Genomic DNA, 24,878 nt, shown 5'->3' on the forward strand with positions numbered 1-24,878 from the left:
GGGTTATTATTTCACTGGAATATCTGATTTAGAGCGACTCATGAGCACCCAAAATCCGCCCATTATCAAAGCAACGATCGCCGCTGCATAAAACACGCTCACGACACCACTTTGCTGAATCACCACACCATAGAGCGTTGGAGAAAGAAACTGTCCTAAAAAGTTTGTCCCGGTGGCGATCGCTAAAATGCTGGACTGAAGTTCAAGCGGAGCCAGGGTTGCCAGAGCTGCATAATGGCTGGGAACGGCAATCCCCAAGCCTGCGCCAAACAGAAACGCAAGGGGAATGAAAAGGGAATATGCTTGAGCCTGCGGGATAAGCACAGCAGCAAGGGCAAGCAGTCCTAAGCCGAGCGGAATCGCGGCAACTATGCCAAAGCGACGATGCAGCCGACTGACCACAAGGGCAGAACTCAAGGCTGCTCCAATCGCCTGAGATGCCAGTACCAGGGCGTTATCAATCGTGCTTGTGCCGAGCGTGGTGGTCAGGTGCAGCGGCAGATAAATCACAGCAGCGAAAGCGGTGGCGGCGGTAATACCCAGCGTCAGCAACAGACGTAGAACTTGGGGCTGGCGGAGCAGCACTTGCGCCAGATTTTTTTGTTGAGCGGCTTTGGCTGCCCTTGGCGCGACTTTGCCCTCGCGTAGAAACAGCAGCGCAAGCAGCGCAAGTGGAACCCCTAAACCGTATAGATAGAAAGCAGACCGCCAGTTTTGCGCTCCCGTCCAGCCGGACATCAGTGGGTAGACAATGTTTGCCAGCGTTAGCGCAGTCGAAGCGTAAGCAATTGCCCGCGATCGCGCCTGTTCATCGGGATACATCTGTGCCAGCAGTCCCAGGCTGGCGGCGGCAATGCCTCCTGTAGCGGCTCCCAGCAGGGCGCGAGTGGTCAACATCGGCAAAAAGCTGGTCGTCCAGGCTCCCGCAATCCCAGCGATCGAAAATGCCAGCAGTGACCCGATCAGCACTCTGGTTCGTCCCAGGCGATCGGCAAGAATTCCCAGTACCGGACTGCATAGTGCCACCGTCAGATAATGGGCACTCACAAGATAGCCTGCGAGGGTTTTGCTGAGGGCAAGCTGCTGTACAATTTGCGGCAAAACAGGCGCAATCACCGCTCCGGGCATGACGGCTAACGATCCAGCAGTCAGCAAAACAATCAGCCGGTAGTGACGCTGAATCCAGCCTAGAGAAAAGGGGTTTACGTTCGTCATGCCAGAAGGAATGGGAGAGTCGTTGTCAGATTGTCAGAACTGTTTCCCGGCAAGCGGGAGAACACTGCTGCGATTATGACGAGTTTTTTTTAAATGTGCCGTAATCCGACAACGCTAGAGCATTTGCAAAATTTGCCGAATCCGCTGCTGGCGATCGGGTCGAAACAGAGCTGCGATCAGGCTGCCGATCGTATGAGGAACCGCACAAACCGATCCCAGATAGCCCCGACAGCGTCCCCAGAAGAAGACGGCACGAGGAGTTGGATACACCCGCCAGAAGCGATTCACCGAACACACCATTTCATCGCCCAGGGCCGAGATCTCGTGCCACCACCCTGCTGGAATGTAAAGCACTTCGCCTGGATTCAAAATCACTTCGATCCGGTGCTGCATCGCCGCTTTAAGTTTAGGAAACGCTTCATAATCTGGACGATCGGGATACACCTGGCTAAACCACGATCGCAACCTCAAACCGTGCCACAAATGCACATAAAACGGAAACGGATAAAGGTTGCTGAGCTGCGATCGAGGAAACAAGACCACGCGCTTCGAGCCATGAAGCTGAATCAGCGTCCCATCCATCACGTCATAGTGCAGCGACTCAACATGACCTCCTGGTCCTACCCAAAGGTTCATTGTGCTAGCAGGCTGAGTGAAGCCGATCTGATTCATCGCAGTTTTGTAGTCTTCGATCGCCTCTGTCTCGATCAAGGGCGTATCGTGAATTGGGCATTTTGCCAGGTAAATATCCTGCTCGTACGCTTCGCCGCTCTGTAATAGCTCTGCGTATTCCAGAAATGGTTTCGTTTGGGGTGCAACGCCGCTGCCAATGCTTGTCCACTGGCGTTTATCTTGCTGATATCGCGCTTTGCCGTAGTAGCGCAGCACAAATTCCTGATCGCTTAGCAAATGGGAAAGATAGTCGATATTCCAGTCGGTATCGGGCTGAAATACCCCAGTCAAAACAACTGGAATTCCTGGTTTCTTATACTTCTCAAAAAAGCGATCGCCTCTCAGCTCAGAGATAGCAACTCTGGCGATCGATCGACTGAACTTAGAGATATCAATAGATTGGGTACGGTTCGCTGTCATAAGAAAATGTGGCAACTCACTTCGTAAAATTAGCTAGCGATCGAGCGATACCAGGGAATAGATTTGAACAGGTTTAGGGTAAGTAGAAGGGCGATCGAAATTCTCTTAAAATTTTCCCAAAAAGGGAGAGTTTGAAACAATTAACTTAATTTCTAACTTGATTTGTTAACTGAGTTTGTTAACTTAATCCATCCGCTTAATCGATTGCAAAACAACGCCCAGAAACATTTCGTTCCCCTTTTTTAAGCGAGATTAGGGGAATTTCCTTCCCATTACCTGATCGCATTCCTGCCGAATGGTCTGCCGGTTTGCCTCCAGTTCCTCCGTCCAGGGAAAATGCGCTTTGCTGAAAAATACCGAATCTCCAATCAAAGATTGCTTTGCTGCCTTCTCTTCCAGCCAGGAGCTGATCGCATTCCCGGCGGTTTTGACTGCACCGTTTATCACTCAGCTTTGCTCCCGCTCAACTCCTCGCCATGCCCTTATTTTTCTACCACAGCGCGATCGAGGGCTTGTGTCAAGTCAGCCACCAGATCATCAGGGTTTTCCAAGCCGATCGACAATCGCAGCAAATTTTCTGGTGTTTGGGTTCCTGCCCCTTCGATCGAGGCACGATGTTCAATCAGACTTTCAACTCCTCCCAGACTGGTCGCCCGCGTCAAAAGTTTCACCCCCGCCGCCACTGCAAACGCCGCTGCTCTGCCGCCTTTCACCTGCACAGACAGCATCCCGCCAAAGTCGCGCATCTGTTTTTTGGCGATCGAATGTCCCTCATGCTCAGCTAACCCTGGATAATGAACCGCTTCGACTGCCGGATGCTGAGCCAGCGCAACTGCCACTTTCATCGTATTTTCCGAATGTGCCCGCATTCGATAAGGTAGGGTTTGAATGCCCCGCAGAACTAGCCAGCAGTCAAACGGGGCCGCTACCGCCCCACCTGTGATCTGGATCTGACGAATTCGCCCAAACCGATCGTCGTTCGCTTGCGCCACGACCGCACCTCCCAGCACATCGCTATGTCCACCCAAATATTTCGTCGTGGAATGAATAATTAAATCCGCCCCCTGCTCAAACGGTCGCTGAAGCACCGGAGACGCCCAGGTATTGTCACAAACACAAATCGCGCCGTGCTGATGGGCGATCGTTGCCACTGCCGCAATGTCTGTAATTCGCAGCATCGGGTTCGAGGGCGTTTCCGTCCAGATTAGCTTTGTATTAGAGCGAACCGCCTGCTGCACCTGAGCCAGGTCCGTCAAATCCACAAACGAAACTTCTAACCCCCACGGAATCAGCACGGTCTTGAGCAATGCGGTTGTCCCCGAATAAGCATCCAGCGGCGCAATCACATGCTCCCCTGGCGCAAGCGACTGAAATACGCTCATCGTGGCAGCAGACCCCGAAGAAAACGCCGCCGCCGCCGCTCCAGCTTCCAGCGCAGCAAGACACTCTTCCAGCATTTCTCGATTAGGACTCGCCATGCGCGTATAGAGAAATCCATGCGGATAGCTGCCGTCTGGCTCTCGCTCAAAGGTCGTAGAGAGATACAAAGGAGTCGTTACGGCTTTAGTGGCAGGATCGATCGATCGACCCGCATGAACGGCGAGGGTTTCAATATTCATGAAATTGGTCTGAATTAGGGTAGACAATCAGGCGTTGCTGAGAGGATGTTTGAGGAGTAGCAGATATCCTGGATTGCCCCTTAGCTCTCCCAACTTCAAGAAATTTTGAACGAGAGCGAAGTTGGCTCGGTTCCCCTCCGAATTAGGGAGCGAGGAGGCGGTTCGGATTAGGGGTATCGCGGCTCAAACGTCCTCTGAAGCTTTAGACTAGCGCGATTCCCCTTCGGGAGAACTGCGAAGCAGCCAATTCCCCTTGCACCTCCTGTCCTTTTCCTACCTTTCAGTTGCCATGTTTCTTTTCTTCTCTAAACTGCTGCCGCTGCTGATTTACCCGCTCGGACTGTCCTGCTTTTTGCTGATCATCGCTCTGTTTACGGTCTGGAAACGTCCCCGCTTGACCGCAGGCTGTATTGGGCTTGCTCTGGCTCTGCTCCTGCTTACCAGCAATCGATCGGTTTCCGCCGCTCTGGTTCGATCGCTTGAACAGCAGTATCTTCCGCCCGCAAACCTGCCCACCGCAGAGGCGATCGTTGTTTTAGGCGGTGCCACCAAGTCCCAAAGTCCACCCCGCCCCTGGATTGATGTCATGGAGGCAGGCGATCGACCGATTCATGGAGCAAGGCTATATCTGGAGGGCAAAGCTCCTCTGGTGATCCTCAGCGGCGGACGAATTTCCTGGCAGGGCGGCGGCGATCCTGAATCGGCAGATATGGCAAAGTTGGTCGAAGCGTTAGGGGTTCCCAGGTCGGCGATCGTTCAAGATCCTACTTCGCTCAACACTCGCGAAAACGCTGTAAATGTAAAGCAGCTTCTTCAGTCGCGCCGCATTAATCGAATTTTGCTGGTTACGTCTGCAATGCACATGCCGCGATCGATTCAGATCTTCAAAAAGTTAGGAATCGAAGCCCTTCCTGCCCCCACCGACTTTCTCATTGCTGACCAGGAATTTGCTGCCGCTAACGGAAGCAGCGAAGCCAGACTGCTCAGCCTGCTGCCCGACATTGATGGTCTCTACGGCTTTACCCGTGCCTTGAAAGAATACATCGGCATCGTGGTTTATCGATTGCGGGGCTGGCTCTAGGGCAACTGGTCGCTTACTACCAGAACCGTTACGCTAAAAGAACCCCCGATCCCCCCTGCTCCTATGTCTGAGTTTCCCCATCACATCATCCCTACACCCCAGGCAGACGTTGCCGAAGTCTTCACTGTCTATCAAACCACCCACCAGTTCTATCACGAAGTTCAATCGCGCGAAGAGTGGGAACAGCACTGCCTCTGGTATGCCCGGGTTGCCGCAGAAAATCGGCGCGACTTCGAAAAGATGCAGGGTGAACCCAGTATCATCGGCTGGTTCTACGGCTGGAGGAATCGCTAGCTCCTTGTGCCATGGTTAAAATCTCTCGGCGAAAGGCGCGGACTGCTTTTGACAAGGTCGAGAATTCCATCGGGATAGACTAGTCACCCTCCTGAAGATCCTACCCATGCCCGCTGGATCAGTTTGAACTTCTCCCACGCTCCTCGGATTCCAGTCGGCTGGTCTATGAGCTGTTGGAGTAGCGGGGTCATGGCGATCGCTTCACTCCCTGTAATATCTGAGTAATATCTGATCAAATCTTGTGCCACTCCACAACACCGCCCGGTTTATCCACCAGCGCAATGCCTTGAGCCTTCAGTTCATCTCGGATGCGATCGGCTTCGGCAAAGTTCTTCGATTTTTTCGCTGCCTGCCGTTGTTCAATCAGCGACTCGATTTGAGCTGGGTCAATGGCGATCGTTTCCTCAACGGGCTTTGCCTCCAGTCCTAAAATTTGGGCGAGGCAGACCAGGGTTTGCCACTGTTCGCGCAGGGTTTGTGCATCGGACAAGGCTTTGCCATCGTGAACCAGGCGATTGCTCTCTTTTTGAAGCTCCTTGGCTAAATCGAAAATTACCGCCATTGCGCCCGCCGTATTCAGGTCATCGTCCATTGCCGCCTGAAACTGCTTCACGGCTTCGCTATCGGGAATTCGCATCGCTGCCGGGTCGCCAAACGCGGAATCCTGCGTATCTGTCCAGCCCACAGACTCGCCGTGCTTGAAGCCAAACAGCAGTCCCTCGGTGAGCGTCTCCCAGGCATTCGTCGCCGAGGTCAAGCCTTCTTCGGTAAAGTCGAGCGGTTTGCGATACTGAGCTTGCAGCAAGAACAGGCGAACTGCCATCGGATCAGGCGCGTTTGGGGAATCTAGCAGTGCGCGCACCGTCGTAAAATTTCCCAGCGATTTTGACATCTTCTCGCCGCTCACGTTCAACATTCCGTTATGCAGCCAATAGCGGGCTAAGGGATGCCCGGTTGCCGCCTCCGACTGCGCAATTTCGTTTTCGTGATGCGGAAAGATTAAGTCTGCGCCGCCCATGTGAATGTCGATCGTCTCCCCCAATTCTTTACCACCGGCATCTGCGAAGCACTCGCGCACCATTGCTGAGCATTCGATGTGCCATCCCGGACGACCCGATCCCCAATCTGATTCCCAGGCGGGTTCTCCCGGCTTTGCGGCTTTCCACAGGGCAAAGTCAAATGGGTCTTTTTTCTTTTGGGCATCGGGATCAGCCTCTACTCGACCGCTTGCGCCTGCTTGCATATCTTCTAACCTGCGCCCAGACAGCTTGCCGTATTCCGCGAAATTCCGCACGCTGTAATAGACATCGCCTTCGGCGGCGTAGGCAAAGCCCTTTTGCTCCAGTTCGTGAATTAGTCGCTTAATACCGTTTAGCGTATGGGTCGCACGCGGGTACTCGTCTGCCTCCAGAATGTTGAGCCGCCGCATATCCTCAAAGTAGGCTTGCGTGTAGCGATCGGCAACTTCCTGCATCGTCGAGCCTTCTTCTCGCGCCCTGTTCAGAATCTTGTCGTCAATATCAGTAAAGTTCTGCACATAGCGCACCTCGTAGCCGCGCCAGCGCAAATATCGCCGCATCGTGTCCCACACTACATAGGTTCGGGCATGACCCAGGTGGCTGTAGTTATACACCGTCACGCCGCAGCAATACATCTTCACCTTACCGGGTTCGATCGGCTCAAACGGTTCTTTGCGTCGGGTTAGGGTGTTATACAGCGTTAGAGTCATAAGTATCTGTTAAACCTCATCTTTGAGGAAATCAGCAATAATAAGGAAAAGAGGCATTCGCAACCGTCAGCATTCCAGAAAAGGATGTCACGTTGCAAGCTTTCCTTCCTATTCTGACGCTTTCTCCTACGGGTTATGACATCAGCAGCCACGACAAATTCGCCCTTGAAGATGGACAATGCCAAGCACGGGCTTCCGGTGACGATTATTACCGGATTTCTAGGAAGCGGTAAAACGACCCTGCTCAACCACATCCTGACAAACCAGGAAGGGCTAAAAACCGCAGTTCTTGTCAACGAATTCGGCGAGATTGGCATTGACAACGAACTGCTGATCACCCTGGATAACAGCGACGATAACATGGTGGAACTCAGCAACGGCTGTATTTGCTGCACCATTAATAACGATCTGGTCGAAGCCGTTTACCGTGTTTTGGAACGCCGCGATCAGATTGATTACCTGGTCGTTGAAACTACCGGACTGGCTGATCCCTTACCGATCGCCCTCACTTTCCTGGGAACCGAACTGCGCGATTTAACTCGTCTAGATTCGATCGTCACTGTAGTTGACTCCGAGAACTACAGCCTTGATCTCTTTAACAGCCAGGCAGCCTACAACCAGATTCTCTACGGCGACATCATTCTGCTGAACAAAACCGATCTGGTCGATGAAGCAAACCTCGATTTGCTGGAAGTCAAAATCCGGGATGTGAAAGACGGAGCCAGAATTCTCCGCACTAAAAAAGCTCAGGTTCCGCTGCCGCTCATCCTCAGCGTGGGCCTGTTTGAGTCCGACAAGTATTTCGCGCCCGAGGAGAAGGGACACGATCACGCGCATGATCACGACCACCACGATCACGATCACGACCACGACCATCACGACCACTCCGCCTGCGACCATGACCACGGACACTGCGAGCATGACCACGACCACGATCACCACCATCACCACTCCGATCACCTGGCAGTAGACGGCTTCACCTCAATCTCAATCGAGAGCGACAAGCCCTTCGCCATCAAAAAATTCCAGAACTTCCTCGACAATCTGCTGCCTGCCTCGGTCTTCCGCGCCAAAGGCATCCTCTGGTTCGACGAAAGCCCGAAGCGTCACATCTTCCACCTCAGCGGCAAGCGATTCTCTCTTGACGATGAAGAGTGGGGCGATCGTCCCAAGAAAAATCAGATCGTGCTGATTGGTCAAAATCTGGATCACGACACGCTACGCCAGCAGATTCAAGACTGCTTCTGTGTTCCCTCAAGTCGCGGCAAAGGCTTCGGCAAGTAATTGACTGCTGGAATCGATTCACGCTGCATAGCAGTTTCCCCAATGGAGTAATCGGGTGGGTTAGTTTCCTGCCCGATTTTCACTTTAAGACCCTGAATCTAACCCTTTGTCCTTATTTATTTCCTTTTTGTTGAAGATAAAGTGGGCATCTTGTCCCATTGGTTTGAGCGATAACCTGCTGAATAGGGCGGGCAAGAACGTTCACCTTACAAGGTATTGAATTTAAGGTCGTTTGCTTTCTCTGAATCTTTCCGACTATGCGCGTTGTTATTCAGCGAGTCACTGCTTCTCAAGTCACTGTTGATGGCGAAATTATTGGCAAAATCGGACGTGGCTTAAACCTGCTCGTTGGCATTGCCAACACCGATACCGAAGCAGAGCTAGATTGGATGGTGCGAAAATGCCTTGACCTGCGCCTGTTTCCGGGAGAGTCGGGCGACAGATTCGATCGCTCTATCCTGGACATTCAGGGCGAAATTCTGGTCATCAGTCAGTTCACTCTATACGGAGACTGCCGCAAAGGAAGACGACCTGGATTCGATCGAGCAGCTACTCCGACTTCTGCTGAGCAATATTACGAAATTTTTGTGCAAAAACTACGCCAGAGCAAGCTCAAAGTCGAGACAGGTCGCTTTGGGGCAATGATGCAGGTCTCGATCGAAAACGACGGTCCAGTTACGATTCTGCTAGAACGCGAAGCCTCAACTGTGGAATAATTCCTTTTCTCTTTGAAGCTTTCTCGATTGCGAAGCCCTAGAGCAACGCGATGCGCCGTTCAAAAACTGTATCCATTGATATAAAATTTACTAATTAAATTTTCCTCTGTAGCGGTTGACACCTTATTAGATCGATTGCTAATGTGAACCAATGTTACATTAATTCCCTGGATCGATTAACGTCTATGGCAAGTCTTGCCGTTTCGACTCATCAGCAACGGGTGCAGCTTCACTACAGATCCTCTGCCTGTTCCATGACTCCGCTCACCGTGTTCTGCGACTTTGACGGTCCGATCGTGGATGTTTCTGAACGATACTACAGCACCTATTGCCAGGGGTTAGCCGCTGTGCAAGCTGCCACCGTTGCTCACGGAGCTTCAATCCCGCTTCACCAGCTCAGCAAGTCTCAGTTCTGGCAAATGAAGCAAGAGCGTACGCCCGATCGAGAAATCGCGATGCGATCGGGGCTTCAGGGAGAACAAATCGATTTCTTTCTTCAGCAAGTCAGCCAGATTGTAAATCAGCCAGAGCTGCTGCATCAAGATACGCTCCAGTCCGGTGTTCGTCATGCCCTATCGCTGCTCCATAGCCAAGGGGTTCGGCTTGTTTTGGTAACGCTGCGCCGTCAAAACCAGGCGGCTCAGTGGCTGCAAAGCGAAGGATTAGCCCACCTGTTTAGCCAAATTCGCGGCACATCCGATGATTCCTTTGCTTACGTCAATCTGGCGGAGCATAAAACAAATTTATTGAGCAGCGTCATTGCCGAGTGTTCCTGGAGAAATCCGGGTACGATCGCGACTTCTGCCTGCATGATTGGCGACACCGAAGCTGATATTCTCGCAGGTCAAGCCGTGGGAATTCCGACGATCGCCCTCACTTGCGGCATCCGCAGTCAGTCCTACCTTCAATCCTTCCAGCCCACCGCCATTCACGCCAATCTGGTTGCAGCCGTCTACGATTTGCTCAACACGCGTCGGCTCCTCGCTTCGGTTATGGGTTAGCGGCTCGCTTCTGAGTTTTATGGCTTTTAAGGTTGCCAGGGTAGCAACTGCTCACCTTGCCGATCGCCTTGAGATCCTGTCTGCTTAGCATCTTGTCTACTTAGCCGTAAGAAAATGGGGTCAGGTCCTTACACCTCACCCCGCAACCAATGGAGCTAACTAAATGGAAAATAACTTAAGCTGCACGTCCGTCATATCAAGGAGCCAGTACAGCTTCAAGTTCAGTCAATCCAGCGTGCATTGCCCAGTTCATCAGCAAGAAGCTTAAACAGCGAACGAAGGACTGACAAGCCAATGGCTTTAGCCGATATAGCTTGCTTCTGCTTCCAGCATTTTGACTAAACTTTGGTCACCGCTTGCTCGCGCAGCTTCAAGGCGACGCTCTAGATTACGACGCAGATTTTCCCGGTGGAGCTGAGCGGTTTGTGTGATGGATTGATGACGGTTTCTGCTCATTGTGAACATCCTTGGCTGATATCTTGTGGTATTCCTCTACTCCAAAGATATCATTTTCTTGGCGAGACTGTAGTTCTTGCTACTAAAATTAAAGATCGGGTTGCCGTAAATCATACGACGCTTTCCCGATCTTCCTGAAGTTTTCAAAAAGCAATTTCCACTTTAGGAAACTGCGATACTATTTATTGTTCAGACTGCCTCTGCCTCACTCAGGAATTCCCTGCTTCTCGATCGATTAGCGCAGCCCTATCCAGGTGAAAAAGTCCTGCCGCGTAAAGAATTCTAGAATCAACAGCGCGACAAAGCCAATCATGGCAAACCGTCCATTGATAATTTCGGCATAGCGTGTCCAGCCAAAAGCAGGCTCAGGCTGAGGAACAACTTCTGGCGCATCAGTTGAACGAGTTGGCGTTGCAGGGGTGTCAGTTGAAGCAGGCTGTGGGGAAGTCATCGCTTTCTCCTCATTGGTCAATATCTGACGTCGATCGGCTGAATCAGACAATTTCTGCGAATTCTGCGAACTGGAGGTTGTACTAGCCGCAAATCCTTTCCCACTATAGCCTGCCAATCTGCGTTAAATTTCCCTGCGCTAAATCCTCCTGCGCTAGATAGAGAGATCAAGCTGTCCCTGTTTGACCTGTTCCTCGGTTTCTAGATTTCGCTCCTTATCCGCCAGCATTGCATCGATCTGAGCAGCAGGCGTTTCTGAGGCAAGCTTGTGGGCAAAGCGAGTGGTTTCCGGTAACCGATACCGGGTCGTGCAGCGCAACACAAAGTCGATCGCCGTCGCTAAGCTAATCCGATGTCCGGGGGAAATGTAAAGCGGTTTTGTGCCCGGACGAGTTCGCAGCACTGCCCCGATCGTTTCCCCGCGATGTGTTAGAGGCTGCCACGCGCCTTTGGTATCTAAAACTTCCTCATACTTACCCACCAGTAGCGATTTTCCTACCCCGATCGCAGGCAGGTTAATTAGCAGCCCCAAATGACAGGCAATGCCAAACCGACGCGGATGAGCTGTTCCTTGTCCATCGCATAGCAGCAAATCAGGCAAAGTTCGCAGCTTCTCCAGGGCATCCAGCACCGCCGGAACTTCTCGAAACGACAGCAAGCCGGGAACATAGGGAAAACTGGTTGGACGACGGGCGACCGATCGTTCCACTAAACGCAGGTCAGGAAAACTGAGAACGGCAACGGCTGCTCGCGTTGTATTGCCTCCATCTTCAAATCCCACATCCACTCCCGCCACCGATCGTACTTCGCCCAGCTGATCAATCGTGATGATGTTTGACTTGAGCCGATGCTGAAGCTGCACAGCTTCTTCTGAGGACAAATTCCAGGCGTGGCTGTATTGAGTTTCTATCATTGAATCTGCACCGCGTGAATCGATCGATTACGTCTGCTTCTCCTTATTAGTGTAGAAACCGATCGCAAAAAAAGGGCTTGGCAGCACCAAACCCTCGAAATCAAGACAGACATTCAGGACAAATAGACCCTCATGTCCTTTTAGAACGATAGCAAACGATCGGAATTAACGACCCACACCGACATAGCGGAAGCCCGCCTGTTCCAGAGCTGCCTGATCCAGGAAGTTACGACCGTCAATAATCACAGGATTGGTCATCAGTCCTGCCATCTTCACGTAGTCGAGGCTAGCAAACTGCTTCCATTCTGTCACCACGACCAGTGCGTCACAGCCATCTGCCAATCGCTCAGCGTCGGTTTCAACAAAGACATTCGATAAGCCATGCCGCAGACCGCTCTGAGAAACCAGCGGATCGTATGCCTTCACTTTTGCCCCCAGGCGATGCAGGCTTTCAATCAGGTCAAGGGCGGGTGCATCTCTCATATCGTCTGTGTCGGGCTTGAAGGTGAGTCCGAGCAATCCAACCGTCTTACCCTTCAGAATCTTGAGCACCTGCTGAAGTTTTTCCAGGGCGATCATGCGCTGTCGCTGATTCACGCTTACGGCTGCTTTAAGCAACTGAGCCTCATAGCCGTAGTCATCCGCAGTATGAATCAGGGCAGACACATCTTTGGGGAAGCAGGAGCCACCCCAGCCAATACCTGCATTCAGGAACTTGCTGCCAATCCGAGAATCCAAACCAATTCCTTTTGCAACCTGCGTTACATCTGCCCCAACTCGATCGCAAATATTGGCAACTTCGTTAATGAAGCTAATTTTAGTTGCCAAAAACGCATTCGCAGCGTACTTGATCATCTCCGCGGAACTAATGTCTGTTACCAGCACAGGAACCGTCGGCAGCGATTTATCTTCCGCGAACTCCCGCGAGACAATCGGTGCATAGAGTTCTTTCATCATCGACACGGCTTTCGGGTTGTTGCTGCCCAGCACGATGCGGTCGGGGTTAAAGGTGTCATAAACGGCCGATCCTTCTCGCAAAAACTCTGGATTGCTCACCACGTCGAACTCCGGTTTGAGATCGGTCAGCGTTGAGCCGCCAGTGCCGACAAGAGCTGCCTGCTGCTCAGCTACACCATCCAGCACAATCATTCGTACCCAGTCGCCAGAGCCGATCGGAACCGTTGATTTATTGACAATCACCTTATAGCCGCCGTTAAGATGCGCTCCGATGCCACGTGCCACAGCTTCAACATAGCGGGTATCGCTCTCACCATTCGGCAGGGGCGGTGTACCAACAGCAATAAAGAGAATGTCTCCGTGGCGAACGCCTGCACCCAGATCGGTCGTGAATTCAATCTGTCCGTTCTGGATCGCTGTCTGCATCAAATCGGACAGCCCTGGTTCAAAAATAGGAGACTGTCCTGCCTGCATCAGCTTGACCTTCTCTTCGTTGTTGTCAACGCAAATCACATGATGCCCAATGTGCGATAAACAAACGCCCGTTACCAAACCTACATAGCCGGTGCCGATGACACAAACACGCATAGTTTCTCCTCAAATTTACTGAAACTTGCTGAACAATAGAGCCTGCAAATGGCGGGTTGACTTGATTCTGAGATGAACGACGGCAGATAGGGACCCAATGCCCAATTCCTATGCCATTGACTAAACCTGAGCAGGATGAGTGCCGGCTTGTGCGGATTGATCAATCGACTGATCTGCACTCAGCCTTGCCCGGAAATCCTCGATCGTGCGCTGCAAACCCTCTGTTAACGGAACGGTGGGCTGCCATCCAAGATGGGTTTGAGCACGGGTAATATTTGGCTTGCGACGACGCGGATCATCTTGCGGTAGGGGCTTAAAGTCGATTGGCACATCGGGGTTAACCATTTGCTGAACCGCTTGTGCCAGCTCTAGAATCGTGTACTCATCAGGATTCCCCAAATTTACGGGACCGATAAAGTCACCGTTCATCAGGCGCATCAACCCCTCAACCAGGTCAGAAACGTAGCAAAAACTGCGCGTTTGTGATCCCTGTCCGTAAACGGTAAGCGGCTGCCCCTGAAGTGTCTGCACAACAAAGTTGCTGACAACACGTCCGTCATTTTCCAGCATTCTTGGACCGTAGGTGTTGAAGATGCGAGCAACGCGAATTTCAACATCGTTCTGACGGTGATAATCAAATGCCAGGGTTTCTGCGACCCGTTTGCCTTCGTCATAGCAGCTCCGAATTCCGATCGGATTGACGTTGCCTCGGTAATCTTCCGTTTGGGGGTGGATTTCGGGATCGCCATACACTTCAGAGGTGGAAGCCAACAAAAACCGAGCTTTCACCCGCTTTGCTAGCCCCAACATATTCAGTGTTCCCAGGACGTTGGTTTTAATCGTCTTAACAGGATTGTACTGATAGTGAACGGGTGAGGCTGGACAAGCGAGATGATACACCTGGTCAACTTCCAGACGAATCGGCTCGGTAATATCATGGCGAATCAGCTCAAAATTAGGATTACCCAACCAGTGAGCAATATTTCGCTTGTGCCCCGTGTAAAAGTTATCTAAACAAAGAACTTCATGCCCCTGCTTCATCAGGCGATCGATCAAGTGAGAACCAATAAATCCGGCGCCGCCCGTGACTAGAATTCGCATCGTCATGTTGCTTTTTCCCTATAACTGCCTTTCTCTCGATTACCTTGCGCTTTCCTGGGGATGATTTCCTCCTGATTCCGTCGATTACATGTAGAAATCTAGTTTTCTAGGGATGCTGTTCCTGGTTAAAAAATACAGCATTCTCAGGAAATACCCGTTGATTTTGTCTGCAAAACGAGATCTTATTGCAGAAAATTTACTCGGTTTTATATTCTCTTAACTTAGAAGAGATTTCCATTTATTCTCGTTCAGACTGAGCAGCATTATTTGCTGTTTGTGCTGCTGAGGTTACTTCAGCCCAATGTGAAAGTGCTATAGGGACAATCAGTTAGTCTAGAACGGGCTGCAAGATTATCCTGGTATAAAGCAGTGTTCCCAAAGCGATGCTTTGTTTGATAGTGCTGAACGACTGCTTTAATTAAGTTGCTCTACGGAGTGCTACTCTGCATATAAATCGTTTTGGTGGCGGATACTTCTCTCTCTGGAGTTTGCAGCAGCAGCGAAAGCGACCCTACTGTAAGCAGCGTCGTGAACATGGCAATCAGGAGCGGCACAACGATTTCTTTTAAGCGATAAGCAGACATCATCATAAAACCTCAAAAGACGGAAACACCCTGAATTGAGCTTCAGCCCTAGATATGTCCCATAACATACCCGAATTACAACCGTGAATACCGTGCCCCACCAGACAGGGTGACTAACCCCATTAATTCAAGCTGAGTTAAGGCACTAAGCACTTGACCCGGCAGCAGCCCAGTTTCTTGAACAATTCGATCGACCAGAACGGGTTCTGCGGAAACGGCTGAAAACACCTGCTGTAGGTCAGTAGCTAATCCTTTCAGCGGTTCAGAGTGATTCACCCCATCAGGGGGGCGGCGAGGCAAAGCACTTTCGTCCAGGGGGGAATCGATCGATGAGTTAGACAGCAGGGAAAGCTGACTGGTGAGATTGGAGATTTGATTTCTAGAATCTTGATTTTTAGGATTTTGATGGACAGCTGCTCGATCGACGGCAGCACATGAAGACACAAGTTGCGGCAGCGATGCTAAGTTTTCTAGCAGCTCAGTTTCTCCCAGGATGAGGGCGGCTCCCTGGTTCAGCAGTTCCAGACAGCCTCTTGCCCGCGAATTGTCCAGCGAATTGGGCAGCACATAGACATCGCGCCCATACTCATTTGCCAACCGTGCGGTAATTAGTGCCCCAGATTTTTGCGGAGCCTCTAGCACCAGCGTTGCTCGGCATAACCCTGCAATAATGCGATTTCGACGCGGAAAATGAACCCGATCGGGCTGGGTTCCCGCCGGATATTCACTCAGCAGTAAGCCATGCTCGATAACTCGGCAGGCAAGCTCTTTGTTGCGCCAGGGATAAACCACGTCTACTCCCGTTCCCATGACCGCGATCGTGCGTCCTCCCGCTTCAAGACAGGCATGGTGGGCGATTGTATCAATGCCGTCTGCCAGTCCAGAAACGATGGTATAGCCTGCTTCAATCAGCGCAGTTGTAATCCGGCGCGTCCAGCGTTTGCCATACTCAGAAGGGCTGCGAGTGCCGACGATCGCGATACAGGGCGTTTGTCCCTGATTTTCTATCAGATCGACTGTGCCGCGATAGTAAAGGATAGGGGGAGGGTCAGCCATTTCCAGCAACAGTCGGGGATAACCCGCATCAGCAGGTGTCCAGAAGCAGGGATTTTCCTGCTCATGCTGTTGCAGCAGATTATGGGGATCAAGAGCCGATCGCGCTGCCCCGATCGATTCAGCCGTTTGCCAGCCGACGCCTTCGATCGCTTGCAAATTTTCGGCAGGAGCAAACCAGGCAGCAGCCAGAGAACCAAAATGCAAATGCAACCGCCGCAGCAAGATTGCCCCTACACCAGCAATGTGGGACCAGGCAACCCAGTAAGCGCGATCGTCTTCCACGATTTCCTTTCCTTCAGGCAGGCTAAACGCAAGTCAGCTTAAAATGCCCAGAATCGCGAAAGTCAGAACGATAGCTGTTTACTCGAATGCTCGCAATGATGATCAGATTCAAACAGGTTTCGATCACCTTTGCTGCTTGAGATACTCGAACACGCTTTTATCGCCAATATCGGGCGGAATTTGTTGGATCACTTTTCGGAATGCAAACACAACAAACAACCCTGCCCAGCTTGCCAGCAGAGTTTGTTCGACCTGGAGCGGCAGCAGTCCGGTGAGGTGTCCTAAGAGCAGCAGCGGAACGATCGGCGTAAGCAGCTTAGTTTCTAAGCGATCGAAGCAGAAGGCTTCTTTAAAGAAAATTCCGGTTAGGGCAGCAAAGGCAAATCCTATGCCCAATAGCGTGAGCGGATAGCGATAGACCGTGGACACAAACGGTTCAGGGCTAAAGTGAGCCACAAAAAGCGAAGCGATCGCACCGATAAGCCAAAATGCTTGCAGCGTTCGGTGTAGGACTTTGAGATAAATGTGAATGGTGAACAGGCTGATGCCCAGACCGATCGTAAACAGCGTGTAGAGCGGAGTCAGAAGCGACTGGATGAAGGGCTGATTCCCCTGAGTGAGTGCCAGGGTTGAACCGATCGCAAAACTAACTGCCGCGATCGTGAGTCCACCACGGTAAATGATTACTTCTCGGCGATCGTCTGGGGTGATCGTAAATTCGCCAAACTGCCCCTGATAGACCGGTGTGCTGCGAAGCACTTCTCCCTGCGAGGTCATCGTTTCAGTCTGCATTGCCCTCTTTCCTCAGCTTGTAGTTTCCGATGCGTCCACTTACTTCGATTGTAGTGCTGCTTCTCTCGGTTCCATTCATGCAATCAATAGAATAAAGCTATCGCGCTTGGAAGAACTCATGCTAGAAGCAGACCCAGAACCTGAGGCACAGCAGGGCAATCTCTACGAAACAGACTTTTATGCCTGGAAGTCCAAGTAATTTGGTTAGACTATTTGAGCAAGACGAATAGTTTTAATCTTGTAAATCTACATTTCAACTTTCAAGTCAATCTCGTCTTCCCAGTTGAGCCGTAGCTGAAAGTGAGCATCACCCCCATTAATTGCAATTTCGACCCAGCCGTGACTGCCGACTAATGCAATTGGATTCCCCACTTCCGCTTCCCCATAACGCTGACAGCCCGGAATCGATCGCTTCTTTACTCGCACCGACCAGCGTTTATTCTGAACTAGTTTACCGGGAATGTTGGTGATGACATTGCCAAATCGATCGATGTGCTGAATCCTCCCCTGATAGCCTGCTGCTGTTGTTTTATAGGACACAATCGAATTTTGAATTAAGGTATCTGAATCGATGATTTCTCCAAGTTTTGTAATTGAAACTCCAAGCGCGAGATGTGCGGCAACCGGAGCAAAAATATCTCGTCCATGAAAAGTGTTGCTAGGGTCAGGAACGCGCCAGTACTGACGATCGCTTAATTCAACAGCCTGAACAACTGCTTTTGTCGTCATCAATCCTGTAAACAACCCGTTATCAGGACCAACCAGAAATCCATCTTCTAGCTCGATTGCAACTGCCCGACGATCGCTGCCTACCCCCGGATCAACAACAGCAACATGAACCGTTCCCGACGGAAGATAAGGATAGGCATTGAGTAGATTAAACTGCGCCGCTGTAATATTTTGAGGCGGAATTTGATGGGTTAAATCAATGACTCGCAAACTTTGATCAATGCTGGCAATTACGCCTTTCATCACGCCGACATAAACGTCGTTTAAGCCAAAGTCAGTCAACAGCGTAATCAAGCGATTTGAAGGCATAGCAGTACATAGTTAGGGGGATGGGAGTGCCTGGAAAGATGTGAAAGCGATCGCCCTGCCGTCGTAAAGTGTCACCTGGTTACGATCGCTACAATTCTGGCTTGATGCCCAAGGATCTCAACTGCTGCACCAACCGGGCTGCCCGTGCTTCAGCCTGTTGCGCTTGTTGCTGTGCCTGTTGCGCTTGTTGCTGTGCCTGTTCTGCCTCTTCTTCGGGCGACAGCACTAGAGTTTCCCCTTCTGTAAAGTAGCGCAAGACCCCCTCGCGAATTCCTAGATACAATCCAAGCGAATAACTCCACAACAAACCTGATGCGTTAGGGGCAATGGGTTCATACTGCTGATTGACCAGACGGTAGCCTGCAAACTCTAACGTTTCGGGCGAAAACCAGAAATACTCTGGGGTGCGAAAGCGATTCTGATACAGTTCCTTCTTCAGGTTGCGATCTGTTCGGGCAGTTGAATCCGACAGGAGTTCGATAATCAGATCAGGATATTTGCCATCTTCCTCCCATACGACCCAGGATCTTCGCGGTCGTTTTTCGGTGTGCTTGACCAGGAAGAAATCTGGTCCGCGAAAATCTTTGTTCTTGAGCTGTTGTCGGCTGAAATAAATGGTGAGGTTTGCACCAATGAAGAAATCGGATCGATCGCGCCAGAGCCATTCTAGACAAGCGACTAACAGTGCCAGTTGAGTGTAGTGTAGAGAACTCTCCATTTCTGGCTCATCACTCTCTAATTGAGTTGCATCGGGCATCAAGTCTGCCAGTTGTTGTGCGGTGAGTGACATCGAGGCATTTACTCCTGAGCCAGAATAGTTTTTATTCTATAGCTGTATCAGCGACGTGAGTACAAAGGGGGAAAGGACGAAGCCAAATCGCTAGTCCCCGTCCCTTATCGGCTTCAGCGTCCACTGCCGCATATATTCGTAAAGGGCAATTGCCGCCGCTGTTTGCACATTGAGCGATTCCACCATGCCAAACTGCGGGATGCTCACGGTTCGATCGCATTTTTGCAAAATCTCTGGCGGAATGCCTGTCAACTCTTGACCCAGCACTAGAACCGATCGCTGCCGAAAAGCAAACTGCGGTAAAGGTTCTGAAATCGGACTCACAGATAATCCAACAATCTCATAGCCTTGCTGTTGTTGTTGGGTAAACCATTGGGGCAAGGCATCGATCGCGCAAGCAACGATCGGCTGCCACAGATGCGCGGAAACCGCCACGTTCCGAAAGGCATTGTGTTGCACGATCGCCTTGTCTGCCAGCACTAGAGATTCCAGCCGAAACGCTTCAACCGTACGACAAAGGCTGCCCAAGTTCGCCGGATTTTGCACTAGAGAAGCACAAACAATCAGCGAATGCCGGGGCAGCACAGCATAGGAATGACGATCGCGGGGAGAGGTCAATCAGCGATACCGATTATCGTCCACCCACCACAACGTTATTAATTCGCACATGGGGACCACCAACGCTCACAGGCAGGGGAGACTGTCCACCTTTACCACAGCCGCCGTTCTTGTACACCGAGTCATTGCCGATCGCGTCGATATCCTTCAGGGTTTGGAAAACATTCCCGCTCAAAGTGACATCACTCACAGGCTCGGCAATCTCACCGTTGCGAATCATATAGCCTTCTGCCGCTGCAAAGGTAAACATCTCGCCGTTAGTTTGTCCGCCCAGCATTCGCACCGCATATACCCCTTCTTCCACATTGCGAATCATGTCTTCAAAAGCATAGTCGCCACTTTCGATCCCGGTATTTGTCATACGGACGATCGGGGGATAGAGGGCACTGAGGGCGCGGGCGTTTCCAGTGGGTTCCTCGTGCAGTTTGCCTGCGGTTTCACGGTTGTGGAGTCGCTGGGTGAGGATGCCGTCTTTGATCAGATACTTGCGCTGTGCCGGAACGCCTTCATCGTCATATTTCAGCGAACCGGGTAGACCGGGCATCGTGCCATCATCCACAACATTGAGCTGCGGAATGGCGATCGGCTTACCCAGTACCAGCAATTCCTGCATGCGGGGATTCTCATAAACAAAATCCGCCTCAGACAAATGCCCAAACGCCTCGTGAATAAACACGCCCGACAGATAGGGATCAAGCACAACAGTGTACTGTCCGCCTTTCACGGGCTTTGCCTCAAGCTGACGGACTGCCCGCTCTGCTGCACTTCGCACCTGTGCCTCGACCCCTTCTAGCACACCGTAGTCCGATCGCGAATGAATCGACTCAAAGCCCTGACGCACTACGCCGCCTTCACTTCTGGCAATAACGCCAAATCGTCCCGATACGTCTAGCCGCTCCTGGGCAATGCAAGAGCCGATCGAATTCACAAAATAAGTCGTGCTGAATCGATCGCTGTAGCCCGTCATCGTGGTTTGAATGCGCGGGTCAAACTCCAGCAAAATTTGGTTGTACTGCTCGACCAGAGCGCGTTTGGCATCCAGAGAGATACCGCGTGGATCTCTGCCCAGCTCAACCGCCACATAATCTTGAATTGGCGTCACAGTGGCGAGTTCGGTCGTTTCCTTGCCAACTAGCTTTGCCTGGGTGATCGCTTCTTCAATTCTTTGTTTCAGATCTGCCAGTCCGTTAAAGGTGACAAAGCTCCAGCCCCCGCAATGACAGGCTCTTACGCCTCCAGCTAGAGCAAAACTACGATCGACTGCATCCAACTGCTTGCCCCGATAGGCGATCGATGTCGATTCGCTTTGCTCCAGCCGAATTTCTAGATAATCGACCTGCTGTCGATAAGGGGCGATTGTCTCCAGCAACCGATCCTGTAGCGAAAGAGATGTAACCACCTGCGTCTCCCGTCTGCAATGAGTGTGAGCTTTAAGTTTGACTAAAGTTTGATTAATTAGTCTGATCGATCAGGGCAATGCTGTCCTTATTCCTCTAGTCTAAACCGGGATTCCCTTGATCGTAGATTGGTTTGGGCTTGCAGCGGTAGACTGGCCGAAATCACGGTCATGCTAATAAGACTTCCGGTCACAACCCAGGCCAGCAGAAAACCTCCCGAACCGAGCGAGCAAGACGCCGATTCTTCAAGAGACTCAATCCTGCATTCCTACATGCATTGTCTAGCTGACAGCAGCATTGATCACCTCGGTGTCTGCGGTTGCAACTTTCTGACTTTGCTCAAATGGGTCTGGCCGCCGGGTCGAGCGCACTAGTGCTAAAACATCGCCGATCGTGCTAGCAAGCGGGACTGCCAGGACAATTCCTAAAAATCCGGCAGTCTGGATGCCGATCAGGAGCGACAAAATTACCCAGACGGGGTTTAGCCCAACTAATCGACCAATAATGCGCGGCGAAACGGTGTTGTCGATAATTTGATCGGTGAGAATTGCCGAGATAAGAACAATCACACCTAAAGCTGGATTGGTGACACCCACAATCAAACTGGCAAGCAGTGTTCCCAGCACATCAAAGAAAGGAATCAGCACCATCAGCCCAATTCCAATGCCAAACAGCAGAAAAAAGGGAACTCGCAGAATGAGAAATACGATCGTCAGAACTGTCCCCTCAATCACAGCGACCGTCATTTGCCCCACATAGTAATTGCGAAAATTCTGGCTCAGCAGTCGTTGCCCTTCTTGGACCCAGTGCACCGGAAACCACTGAAAAATTGTTTTCCAGAAGCCGTCGCCGTGCAGCAACAAGTAGAGCGTTAGGGCGACTGTCAGAATGGCATTAAACAGGCTGTCTGCCGTTTCTAGCACCACCCCAATCAGCTGATTGGTAACATCATCAATCCCTTGAGGCGCGATCGCCTGGATCTGCTGGGCAACCCCCCTGACGTTAATGGGCAGCCGCCGCTCTGTTGCCCAGTTTTGAAACGATTCGAGCTGCTGGCTGACCGCGTTAACTCCATCCGGCAGGTGAGTAATGAGTTCCTGAAGCTGGATGAACAGGAGCGGCAGCAGCGTCGTTCCCAGAGTTGCTAGAATACCTAGAAATGTCAGAAATACCAGCAGAATGCTGTAGCCTCGCCCAATTCCTCGCTTTTCTAGAAACCTCACTGGGAAACTGAGTAAGAATGCGAGCAGCGTTGCCACTGCCAGGATCGTGAACGTCGAGCCAAAATAGCGAACTACCTGAAGAATAACCCACCCGTTTAGAACTCCGAGCGGGATTGCCAGCAAAATTACAATCCAGCGCGGCAGGAGATTGCTTAGGTTGTCCCTCAGCCGGGTAATGGGGTGAGTCATATGAAGCAACAATCGATCGTTAATATTGGCTATTTACCAACAACTTCTGACAAATTGCCTCTACGTTAGAGTGGATTTTTAGAGCTGCGGTAGAAGCATACAGCTCACTGCGTCGCTCAAGTTCGTCATTCCGCCTCATTGCCCCAAATGCTTATTTCGGTTGACTGCCTCTGGCGAACTTTCATTAAGGTTATCTATAGTTGTATCAATTAGTGCTAATACCCTTGCTTGAAAGTCCTGCCCCTGTTGCATCAATCTTCGGCTAATCCCTGCTCATTGCTGCACACAGATTTCTGGCAGTCCGTGATGGCTCTCTGCCCAATGTCTACAATTCATTAACTCCATTTCAATCTCAGAATCTGGTGTCTACCAGAACGATCGGTAAGCTCATTTGCTTTACCAGAATTTTTTGTACTCGATTGTTATTTCTACTTCACTAACCCAAGAGGTTCTCATGGCACTTTATGCAGAATTACACCGCCATTTAGGAGGCTCGGTTGTTCCTCGTGTCCTCTGGCGATATTTTCAGCGCAGTCAGTCGGATGTACCTGAGCGATTTAACCAATACGAGGATTTTGAGGACTTTTACACCCGCCCCCGCAATACTTTAGACGAGTATCTGGAGCTGCATACGCTGGTTGAAAAGGTCCAAACTAACGAAACGCTGCCGTATTTCATCTATCGCTTAATGCGCGGGGCGTATGTATTTGAGAATCTGGCGTACCTGGAGCTGCGCTATACCCCTTACCTGCGAACGCCCGACCACCTGAGCCAGTCCGAGCGGATCAACCAGATGGCAAATATTGTGGAAGTCGTTGGCAAAGCCAGCCAAGTCGGGGAATACCCAATCGTGACAAGCCAGATTCTCTGTATGCATTCCCGTCTACCTTACGAGGTGAATCACGCCATCGTGGATCTGGCGGCTCAGATGCGGCACTATGTTTGCGCGATCGATTTAGCGGGTGGAGATGCTCACTACGCCGAGCGGCTAGATGAGTTCGTGGGGCTATATGACTATGCCCGATCGCTTGGACTCAACACCACCGGACATTTATATGAAACCGAAGCAGGCTGCTACCCAGAGCTACTGCCCTACCTGATGCGAATCGGTCACGGTATCCAAATTCCCCTCAAGCATCCCGAACTGCTGCCCCAGCTTGCTAGGGACGGTCAATGCTTAGAGGTTTGCCCGACGACTTACCCCAAAACTGGAACGTTAAAGGACATTCAGCAATTGAAAGTCGTGTTCGATCGCTGCTTTGAAGCAGGAGTAGATATTGCGATTTGCACTGACAACGCCGGATTGCACAATGTTCGGTTGCCCTTTGAGTATGAGAATCTGTTAACTCAGGACATCATCAGCTTTAAACAGCTCCAAGCCTGTCAGGATGCCGCCTTCCGTCACGCTTTCGCCTGGAAATACAAAGAACGCCCAGCTTCAATCCTCAGCAACATTCTTAAACCGGAACTCAATCCTGCCCGGTAGCTGCGCTGAATTCGTCTTCTTATTTGTCTTCTTCATGGGTGGGCATCCTGTCCGCCCTTTTTTTGCCCTTTTAATTTACTCAATACAGAATCCTGCGATCGTCTGCTGAAGCTACTCCTGTCATGCCCCTTACAATTCACTATGAATCAGCCTCCTCAATCGGGTCAGCGGATTGTCGTAGTTGGTACAAGCGGCTCTGGAAAGACGACCTTTGCACAACAGCTTGCTGAACGTCTTCAAATTCCTCATGTTGAACTAGACGCATTGGTCTGGGAAGCCAACTGGACAGAGGCAGACCCAGCAGTCTTTCGATCGAGAGTCGAGCAAGCACTTCAAGGCGATCGATGGGTGGTAGACGGCAACTATAGCAGGGTGCGGGATCTCGTCTGGGGTCGAGCAAACACCTTAATTTGGCTGGACTATTCCTTTCCGGTCACGCTTTACCGTTCTATCAAGCGCACCCTCTACCGCAGCCTCACGCAGCAGGAACTTTGGAGCGGGAATCGCGAGACGATCGGCAAAGCACTGAGCAAGGATTCGATCGTCCTTTGGGTTCTCAAAACCTACTCCCGAAGACGGAAAGAGTATCCCGTTTTATTAAGCCGATCGGAGTACGCTCATCTAGAAAAAATTCGCCTAATGACTCCCAGAGCAACCTCAGAGTGGCTTTCGCAAATTCATCAACAGTCTGAAACCTGTTTATGAGTAATTACTCTCAGCATATTTACAAAAAGCAATAAACCCCCTAGACTATTCATTAAGGCAAGCAAATCAGCGCCTGCCCAAACCTTAAATCGCTTAAAGCACTCATCGAAAATATGACGACTACCTTACAGCGTCGCGACTCCGCGAACCTGTGGGAGCAGTTCTGCACCTGGATCACCTCCACCGACAACCGCCTCTACATCGGCTGGTTCGGCGTCCTCA

General features: G+C 51.2%; 25 protein-coding genes and 1 pseudogene. 8 read left to right on the forward strand and 18 right to left on the reverse strand.

Going from position 1 to position 24,878, the window contains the following annotated elements; all coding sequences use genetic code 11:
• Positions 1-6: 6 nt before the first annotated feature.
• From NDA02_RS24545 to NDA02_RS24560, 4 genes are all read right to left on the reverse strand, one after another.
• Positions 7-1,215, reverse strand: a complete 1,209-nt coding sequence (locus tag NDA02_RS24545; protein WP_199296725.1) for an MFS transporter — start codon at positions 1,213-1,215, stop codon at positions 7-9.
• 114 nt (positions 1,216-1,329) lie between these two features.
• Entirely contained in the window at positions 1,330-2,307 is a 978-nt protein-coding gene (locus tag NDA02_RS24550; protein ID WP_199296726.1) for a cupin-like domain-containing protein, read from the reverse strand.
• 252 nt (positions 2,308-2,559) lie between these two features.
• Complete coding sequence (locus NDA02_RS24555) at positions 2,560-2,754, reverse strand: hypothetical protein (protein WP_190793500.1); 195 nt, start codon at positions 2,752-2,754, stop codon at positions 2,560-2,562.
• A 35-nt stretch (positions 2,755-2,789) separates the two neighbouring features.
• Positions 2,790-3,926, reverse strand: coding sequence for an aminotransferase class V-fold PLP-dependent enzyme (locus NDA02_RS24560; RefSeq protein WP_190793501.1), 1,137 nt, complete (start codon positions 3,924-3,926; stop codon positions 2,790-2,792).
• Between the two features lie 289 nt (positions 3,927-4,215).
• Here NDA02_RS24560 and NDA02_RS24565 point away from each other — a divergent pair, with 289 nt between their 5' ends.
• On the forward strand, positions 4,216-5,007 hold the full coding sequence (locus tag NDA02_RS24565; RefSeq protein ID WP_190793502.1) for a YdcF family protein: 792 nt from the start codon (positions 4,216-4,218) through the stop codon (positions 5,005-5,007).
• Positions 5,008-5,070: 63 nt separating this feature from the next.
• Positions 5,071-5,301, forward strand: coding sequence for a hypothetical protein (locus NDA02_RS24570; protein WP_190793503.1), 231 nt, complete (start codon positions 5,071-5,073; stop codon positions 5,299-5,301).
• Between the two features lie 232 nt (positions 5,302-5,533).
• On the opposite strand, the gene cysS is transcribed toward NDA02_RS24570, so the two are convergent.
• Positions 5,534-7,030 carry a cysteine--tRNA ligase gene (gene cysS / locus NDA02_RS24575; RefSeq protein WP_190793504.1) on the reverse strand — a complete coding sequence of 499 codons (1,497 nt, stop codon included), beginning with the start codon at positions 7,028-7,030 and terminating at the stop codon, positions 5,534-5,536.
• Between the two features lie 135 nt (positions 7,031-7,165).
• On the opposite strand from cysS, the gene NDA02_RS24580 reads away from it, so the two are divergent.
• The 3 genes from NDA02_RS24580 (at position 7,166) to NDA02_RS24590 (ending at position 10,031) form a co-directional block, all read left to right on the forward strand.
• Positions 7,166-8,314: a GTP-binding protein gene (locus NDA02_RS24580; RefSeq protein WP_199296727.1), complete on the forward strand. Its 1,149-nt coding sequence runs from the start codon at positions 7,166-7,168 to the stop codon at positions 8,312-8,314.
• Positions 8,315-8,571: 257 nt separating this feature from the next.
• A complete protein-coding gene (gene dtd / locus NDA02_RS24585) occupies positions 8,572-9,030 on the forward strand; it encodes a D-aminoacyl-tRNA deacylase (RefSeq protein ID WP_190793505.1) in 459 nt (152 codons plus the stop codon).
• Positions 9,031-9,215: 185 nt separating this feature from the next.
• Positions 9,216-10,031 (forward strand): HAD family hydrolase, encoded by an 816-nt coding sequence (locus NDA02_RS24590; protein ID WP_190793506.1) that lies wholly within the window; start codon positions 9,216-9,218, stop codon positions 10,029-10,031.
• Between the two features lie 300 nt (positions 10,032-10,331).
• Here NDA02_RS24590 and NDA02_RS24595 read toward each other — a convergent pair whose 3' ends face one another.
• The 13 genes from NDA02_RS24595 to NDA02_RS24655 form a co-directional block, all read right to left on the reverse strand.
• Positions 10,332-10,487, reverse strand: a complete 156-nt coding sequence (locus tag NDA02_RS24595; RefSeq protein WP_190793507.1) for a hypothetical protein — start codon at positions 10,485-10,487, stop codon at positions 10,332-10,334.
• A 235-nt stretch (positions 10,488-10,722) separates the two neighbouring features.
• Positions 10,723-10,938: a chlorophyll a/b-binding protein gene (locus tag NDA02_RS24600; protein ID WP_190793508.1), complete on the reverse strand. Its 216-nt coding sequence runs from the start codon at positions 10,936-10,938 to the stop codon at positions 10,723-10,725.
• Between the two features lie 153 nt (positions 10,939-11,091).
• A complete protein-coding gene (gene nfi, locus NDA02_RS24605) occupies positions 11,092-11,850 on the reverse strand; it encodes a deoxyribonuclease V (RefSeq protein WP_190793509.1) in 759 nt (252 codons plus the stop codon).
• A gap of 165 nt (positions 11,851-12,015) precedes the next feature.
• Positions 12,016-13,395 (reverse strand): UDP-glucose/GDP-mannose dehydrogenase family protein, encoded by a 1,380-nt coding sequence (locus NDA02_RS24610; protein ID WP_190793510.1) that lies wholly within the window; start codon positions 13,393-13,395, stop codon positions 12,016-12,018.
• 120 nt (positions 13,396-13,515) lie between these two features.
• Positions 13,516-14,496 (reverse strand): UDP-glucuronic acid decarboxylase family protein, encoded by a 981-nt coding sequence (locus tag NDA02_RS24615; protein ID WP_190793524.1) that lies wholly within the window; start codon positions 14,494-14,496, stop codon positions 13,516-13,518.
• A 428-nt stretch (positions 14,497-14,924) separates the two neighbouring features.
• A complete protein-coding gene (locus NDA02_RS24620; protein ID WP_190793511.1) occupies positions 14,925-15,086 on the reverse strand; it encodes a hypothetical protein in 162 nt (53 codons plus the stop codon).
• Between the two features lie 69 nt (positions 15,087-15,155).
• A complete protein-coding gene (gene dprA / locus NDA02_RS24625; RefSeq protein ID WP_190793512.1) occupies positions 15,156-16,418 on the reverse strand; it encodes a DNA-processing protein DprA in 1,263 nt (420 codons plus the stop codon).
• 123 nt (positions 16,419-16,541) lie between these two features.
• A complete protein-coding gene (locus NDA02_RS24630; RefSeq protein WP_242067496.1) occupies positions 16,542-17,210 on the reverse strand; it encodes a DUF2301 domain-containing membrane protein in 669 nt (222 codons plus the stop codon).
• A 246-nt stretch (positions 17,211-17,456) separates the two neighbouring features.
• Entirely contained in the window at positions 17,457-18,248 is a 792-nt protein-coding gene (locus tag NDA02_RS24635; RefSeq protein ID WP_190793513.1) for an SAM-dependent chlorinase/fluorinase, read from the reverse strand.
• 88 nt (positions 18,249-18,336) lie between these two features.
• Positions 18,337-19,038: a Uma2 family endonuclease gene (locus tag NDA02_RS24640; RefSeq protein ID WP_190793514.1), complete on the reverse strand. Its 702-nt coding sequence runs from the start codon at positions 19,036-19,038 to the stop codon at positions 18,337-18,339.
• Positions 19,039-19,128: 90 nt separating this feature from the next.
• A complete protein-coding gene (locus NDA02_RS24645; RefSeq protein ID WP_190793515.1) occupies positions 19,129-19,656 on the reverse strand; it encodes an RNA methyltransferase in 528 nt (175 codons plus the stop codon).
• A gap of 13 nt (positions 19,657-19,669) precedes the next feature.
• Positions 19,670-21,055: a metallopeptidase TldD-related protein gene (locus NDA02_RS24650; protein WP_190793516.1), complete on the reverse strand. Its 1,386-nt coding sequence runs from the start codon at positions 21,053-21,055 to the stop codon at positions 19,670-19,672.
• Between the two features lie 279 nt (positions 21,056-21,334).
• Positions 21,335-22,465, reverse strand: coding sequence for an AI-2E family transporter (locus NDA02_RS24655; RefSeq protein ID WP_190793517.1), 1,131 nt, complete (start codon positions 22,463-22,465; stop codon positions 21,335-21,337).
• Positions 22,466-22,919: 454 nt separating this feature from the next.
• On the opposite strand from NDA02_RS24655, the gene NDA02_RS24660 reads away from it, so the two are divergent.
• The 3 genes and pseudogenes from NDA02_RS24660 to NDA02_RS24670 form a co-directional block, all read left to right on the forward strand.
• Positions 22,920-23,951, forward strand: coding sequence for an adenosine deaminase (locus NDA02_RS24660; protein WP_190793518.1), 1,032 nt, complete (start codon positions 22,920-22,922; stop codon positions 23,949-23,951).
• Positions 23,952-24,092: 141 nt separating this feature from the next.
• On the forward strand, positions 24,093-24,656 hold the full coding sequence (locus NDA02_RS24665; protein WP_190793519.1) for an AAA family ATPase: 564 nt from the start codon (positions 24,093-24,095) through the stop codon (positions 24,654-24,656).
• 113 nt (positions 24,657-24,769) lie between these two features.
• A pseudogene (locus NDA02_RS24670) lies at positions 24,770-24,878 on the forward strand (photosystem II q(b) protein); the annotation flags it as partial.

Origin of the sequence: Leptolyngbya sp. ST-U4 (assembly GCF_039962215.1) — a bacterium.
Classification (GTDB): domain Bacteria; phylum Cyanobacteriota; class Cyanobacteriia; order Elainellales; family Elainellaceae; genus Leptolyngbya_A.

What these genes read in the sequence shown, in the direction of transcription:
- NDA02_RS24545 (WP_199296725.1), bottom strand. Translation starts at nt 1,215, where the DNA reads ATGACGAACGTAAACCCCTTTTCTCTAGGCTGGATTCAGCGTCACTAC.
- NDA02_RS24550 (WP_199296726.1), bottom strand. Translation starts at nt 2,307, where the DNA reads ATGACAGCGAACCGTACCCAATCTATTGATATCTCTAAGTTCAGTCGA.
- NDA02_RS24560 (WP_190793501.1), bottom strand. Translation starts at nt 3,926, where the DNA reads ATGAATATTGAAACCCTCGCCGTTCATGCGGGTCGATCGATCGATCCT.
- NDA02_RS24565 (WP_190793502.1), top strand. Translation starts at nt 4,216, where the DNA reads ATGTTTCTTTTCTTCTCTAAACTGCTGCCGCTGCTGATTTACCCGCTC.
- NDA02_RS24570 (WP_190793503.1), top strand. Translation starts at nt 5,071, where the DNA reads ATGTCTGAGTTTCCCCATCACATCATCCCTACACCCCAGGCAGACGTT.
- cysS (WP_190793504.1), bottom strand. Translation starts at nt 7,030, where the DNA reads ATGACTCTAACGCTGTATAACACCCTAACCCGACGCAAAGAACCGTTT.
- NDA02_RS24580 (WP_199296727.1), top strand. Translation starts at nt 7,166, where the DNA reads ATGACATCAGCAGCCACGACAAATTCGCCCTTGAAGATGGACAATGCC.
- dtd (WP_190793505.1), top strand. Translation starts at nt 8,572, where the DNA reads ATGCGCGTTGTTATTCAGCGAGTCACTGCTTCTCAAGTCACTGTTGAT.
- NDA02_RS24590 (WP_190793506.1), top strand. Translation starts at nt 9,216, where the DNA reads ATGGCAAGTCTTGCCGTTTCGACTCATCAGCAACGGGTGCAGCTTCAC.
- NDA02_RS24595 (WP_190793507.1), bottom strand. Translation starts at nt 10,487, where the DNA reads ATGAGCAGAAACCGTCATCAATCCATCACACAAACCGCTCAGCTCCAC.
- NDA02_RS24600 (WP_190793508.1), bottom strand. Translation starts at nt 10,938, where the DNA reads ATGACTTCCCCACAGCCTGCTTCAACTGACACCCCTGCAACGCCAACT.
- nfi (WP_190793509.1), bottom strand. Translation starts at nt 11,850, where the DNA reads ATGATAGAAACTCAATACAGCCACGCCTGGAATTTGTCCTCAGAAGAA.
- NDA02_RS24610 (WP_190793510.1), bottom strand. Translation starts at nt 13,395, where the DNA reads ATGCGTGTTTGTGTCATCGGCACCGGCTATGTAGGTTTGGTAACGGGC.
- NDA02_RS24615 (WP_190793524.1), bottom strand. Translation starts at nt 14,496, where the DNA reads ATGCGAATTCTAGTCACGGGCGGCGCCGGATTTATTGGTTCTCACTTG.
- NDA02_RS24620 (WP_190793511.1), bottom strand. Translation starts at nt 15,086, where the DNA reads ATGATGATGTCTGCTTATCGCTTAAAAGAAATCGTTGTGCCGCTCCTG.
- NDA02_RS24630 (WP_242067496.1), bottom strand. Translation starts at nt 17,210, where the DNA reads ATGCAGACTGAAACGATGACCTCGCAGGGAGAAGTGCTTCGCAGCACA.
- NDA02_RS24635 (WP_190793513.1), bottom strand. Translation starts at nt 18,248, where the DNA reads ATGCCTTCAAATCGCTTGATTACGCTGTTGACTGACTTTGGCTTAAAC.
- NDA02_RS24640 (WP_190793514.1), bottom strand. Translation starts at nt 19,038, where the DNA reads ATGTCACTCACCGCACAACAACTGGCAGACTTGATGCCCGATGCAACT.
- NDA02_RS24655 (WP_190793517.1), bottom strand. Translation starts at nt 22,465, where the DNA reads ATGACTCACCCCATTACCCGGCTGAGGGACAACCTAAGCAATCTCCTG.
- NDA02_RS24660 (WP_190793518.1), top strand. Translation starts at nt 22,920, where the DNA reads ATGGCACTTTATGCAGAATTACACCGCCATTTAGGAGGCTCGGTTGTT.
- NDA02_RS24665 (WP_190793519.1), top strand. Translation starts at nt 24,093, where the DNA reads ATGAATCAGCCTCCTCAATCGGGTCAGCGGATTGTCGTAGTTGGTACA.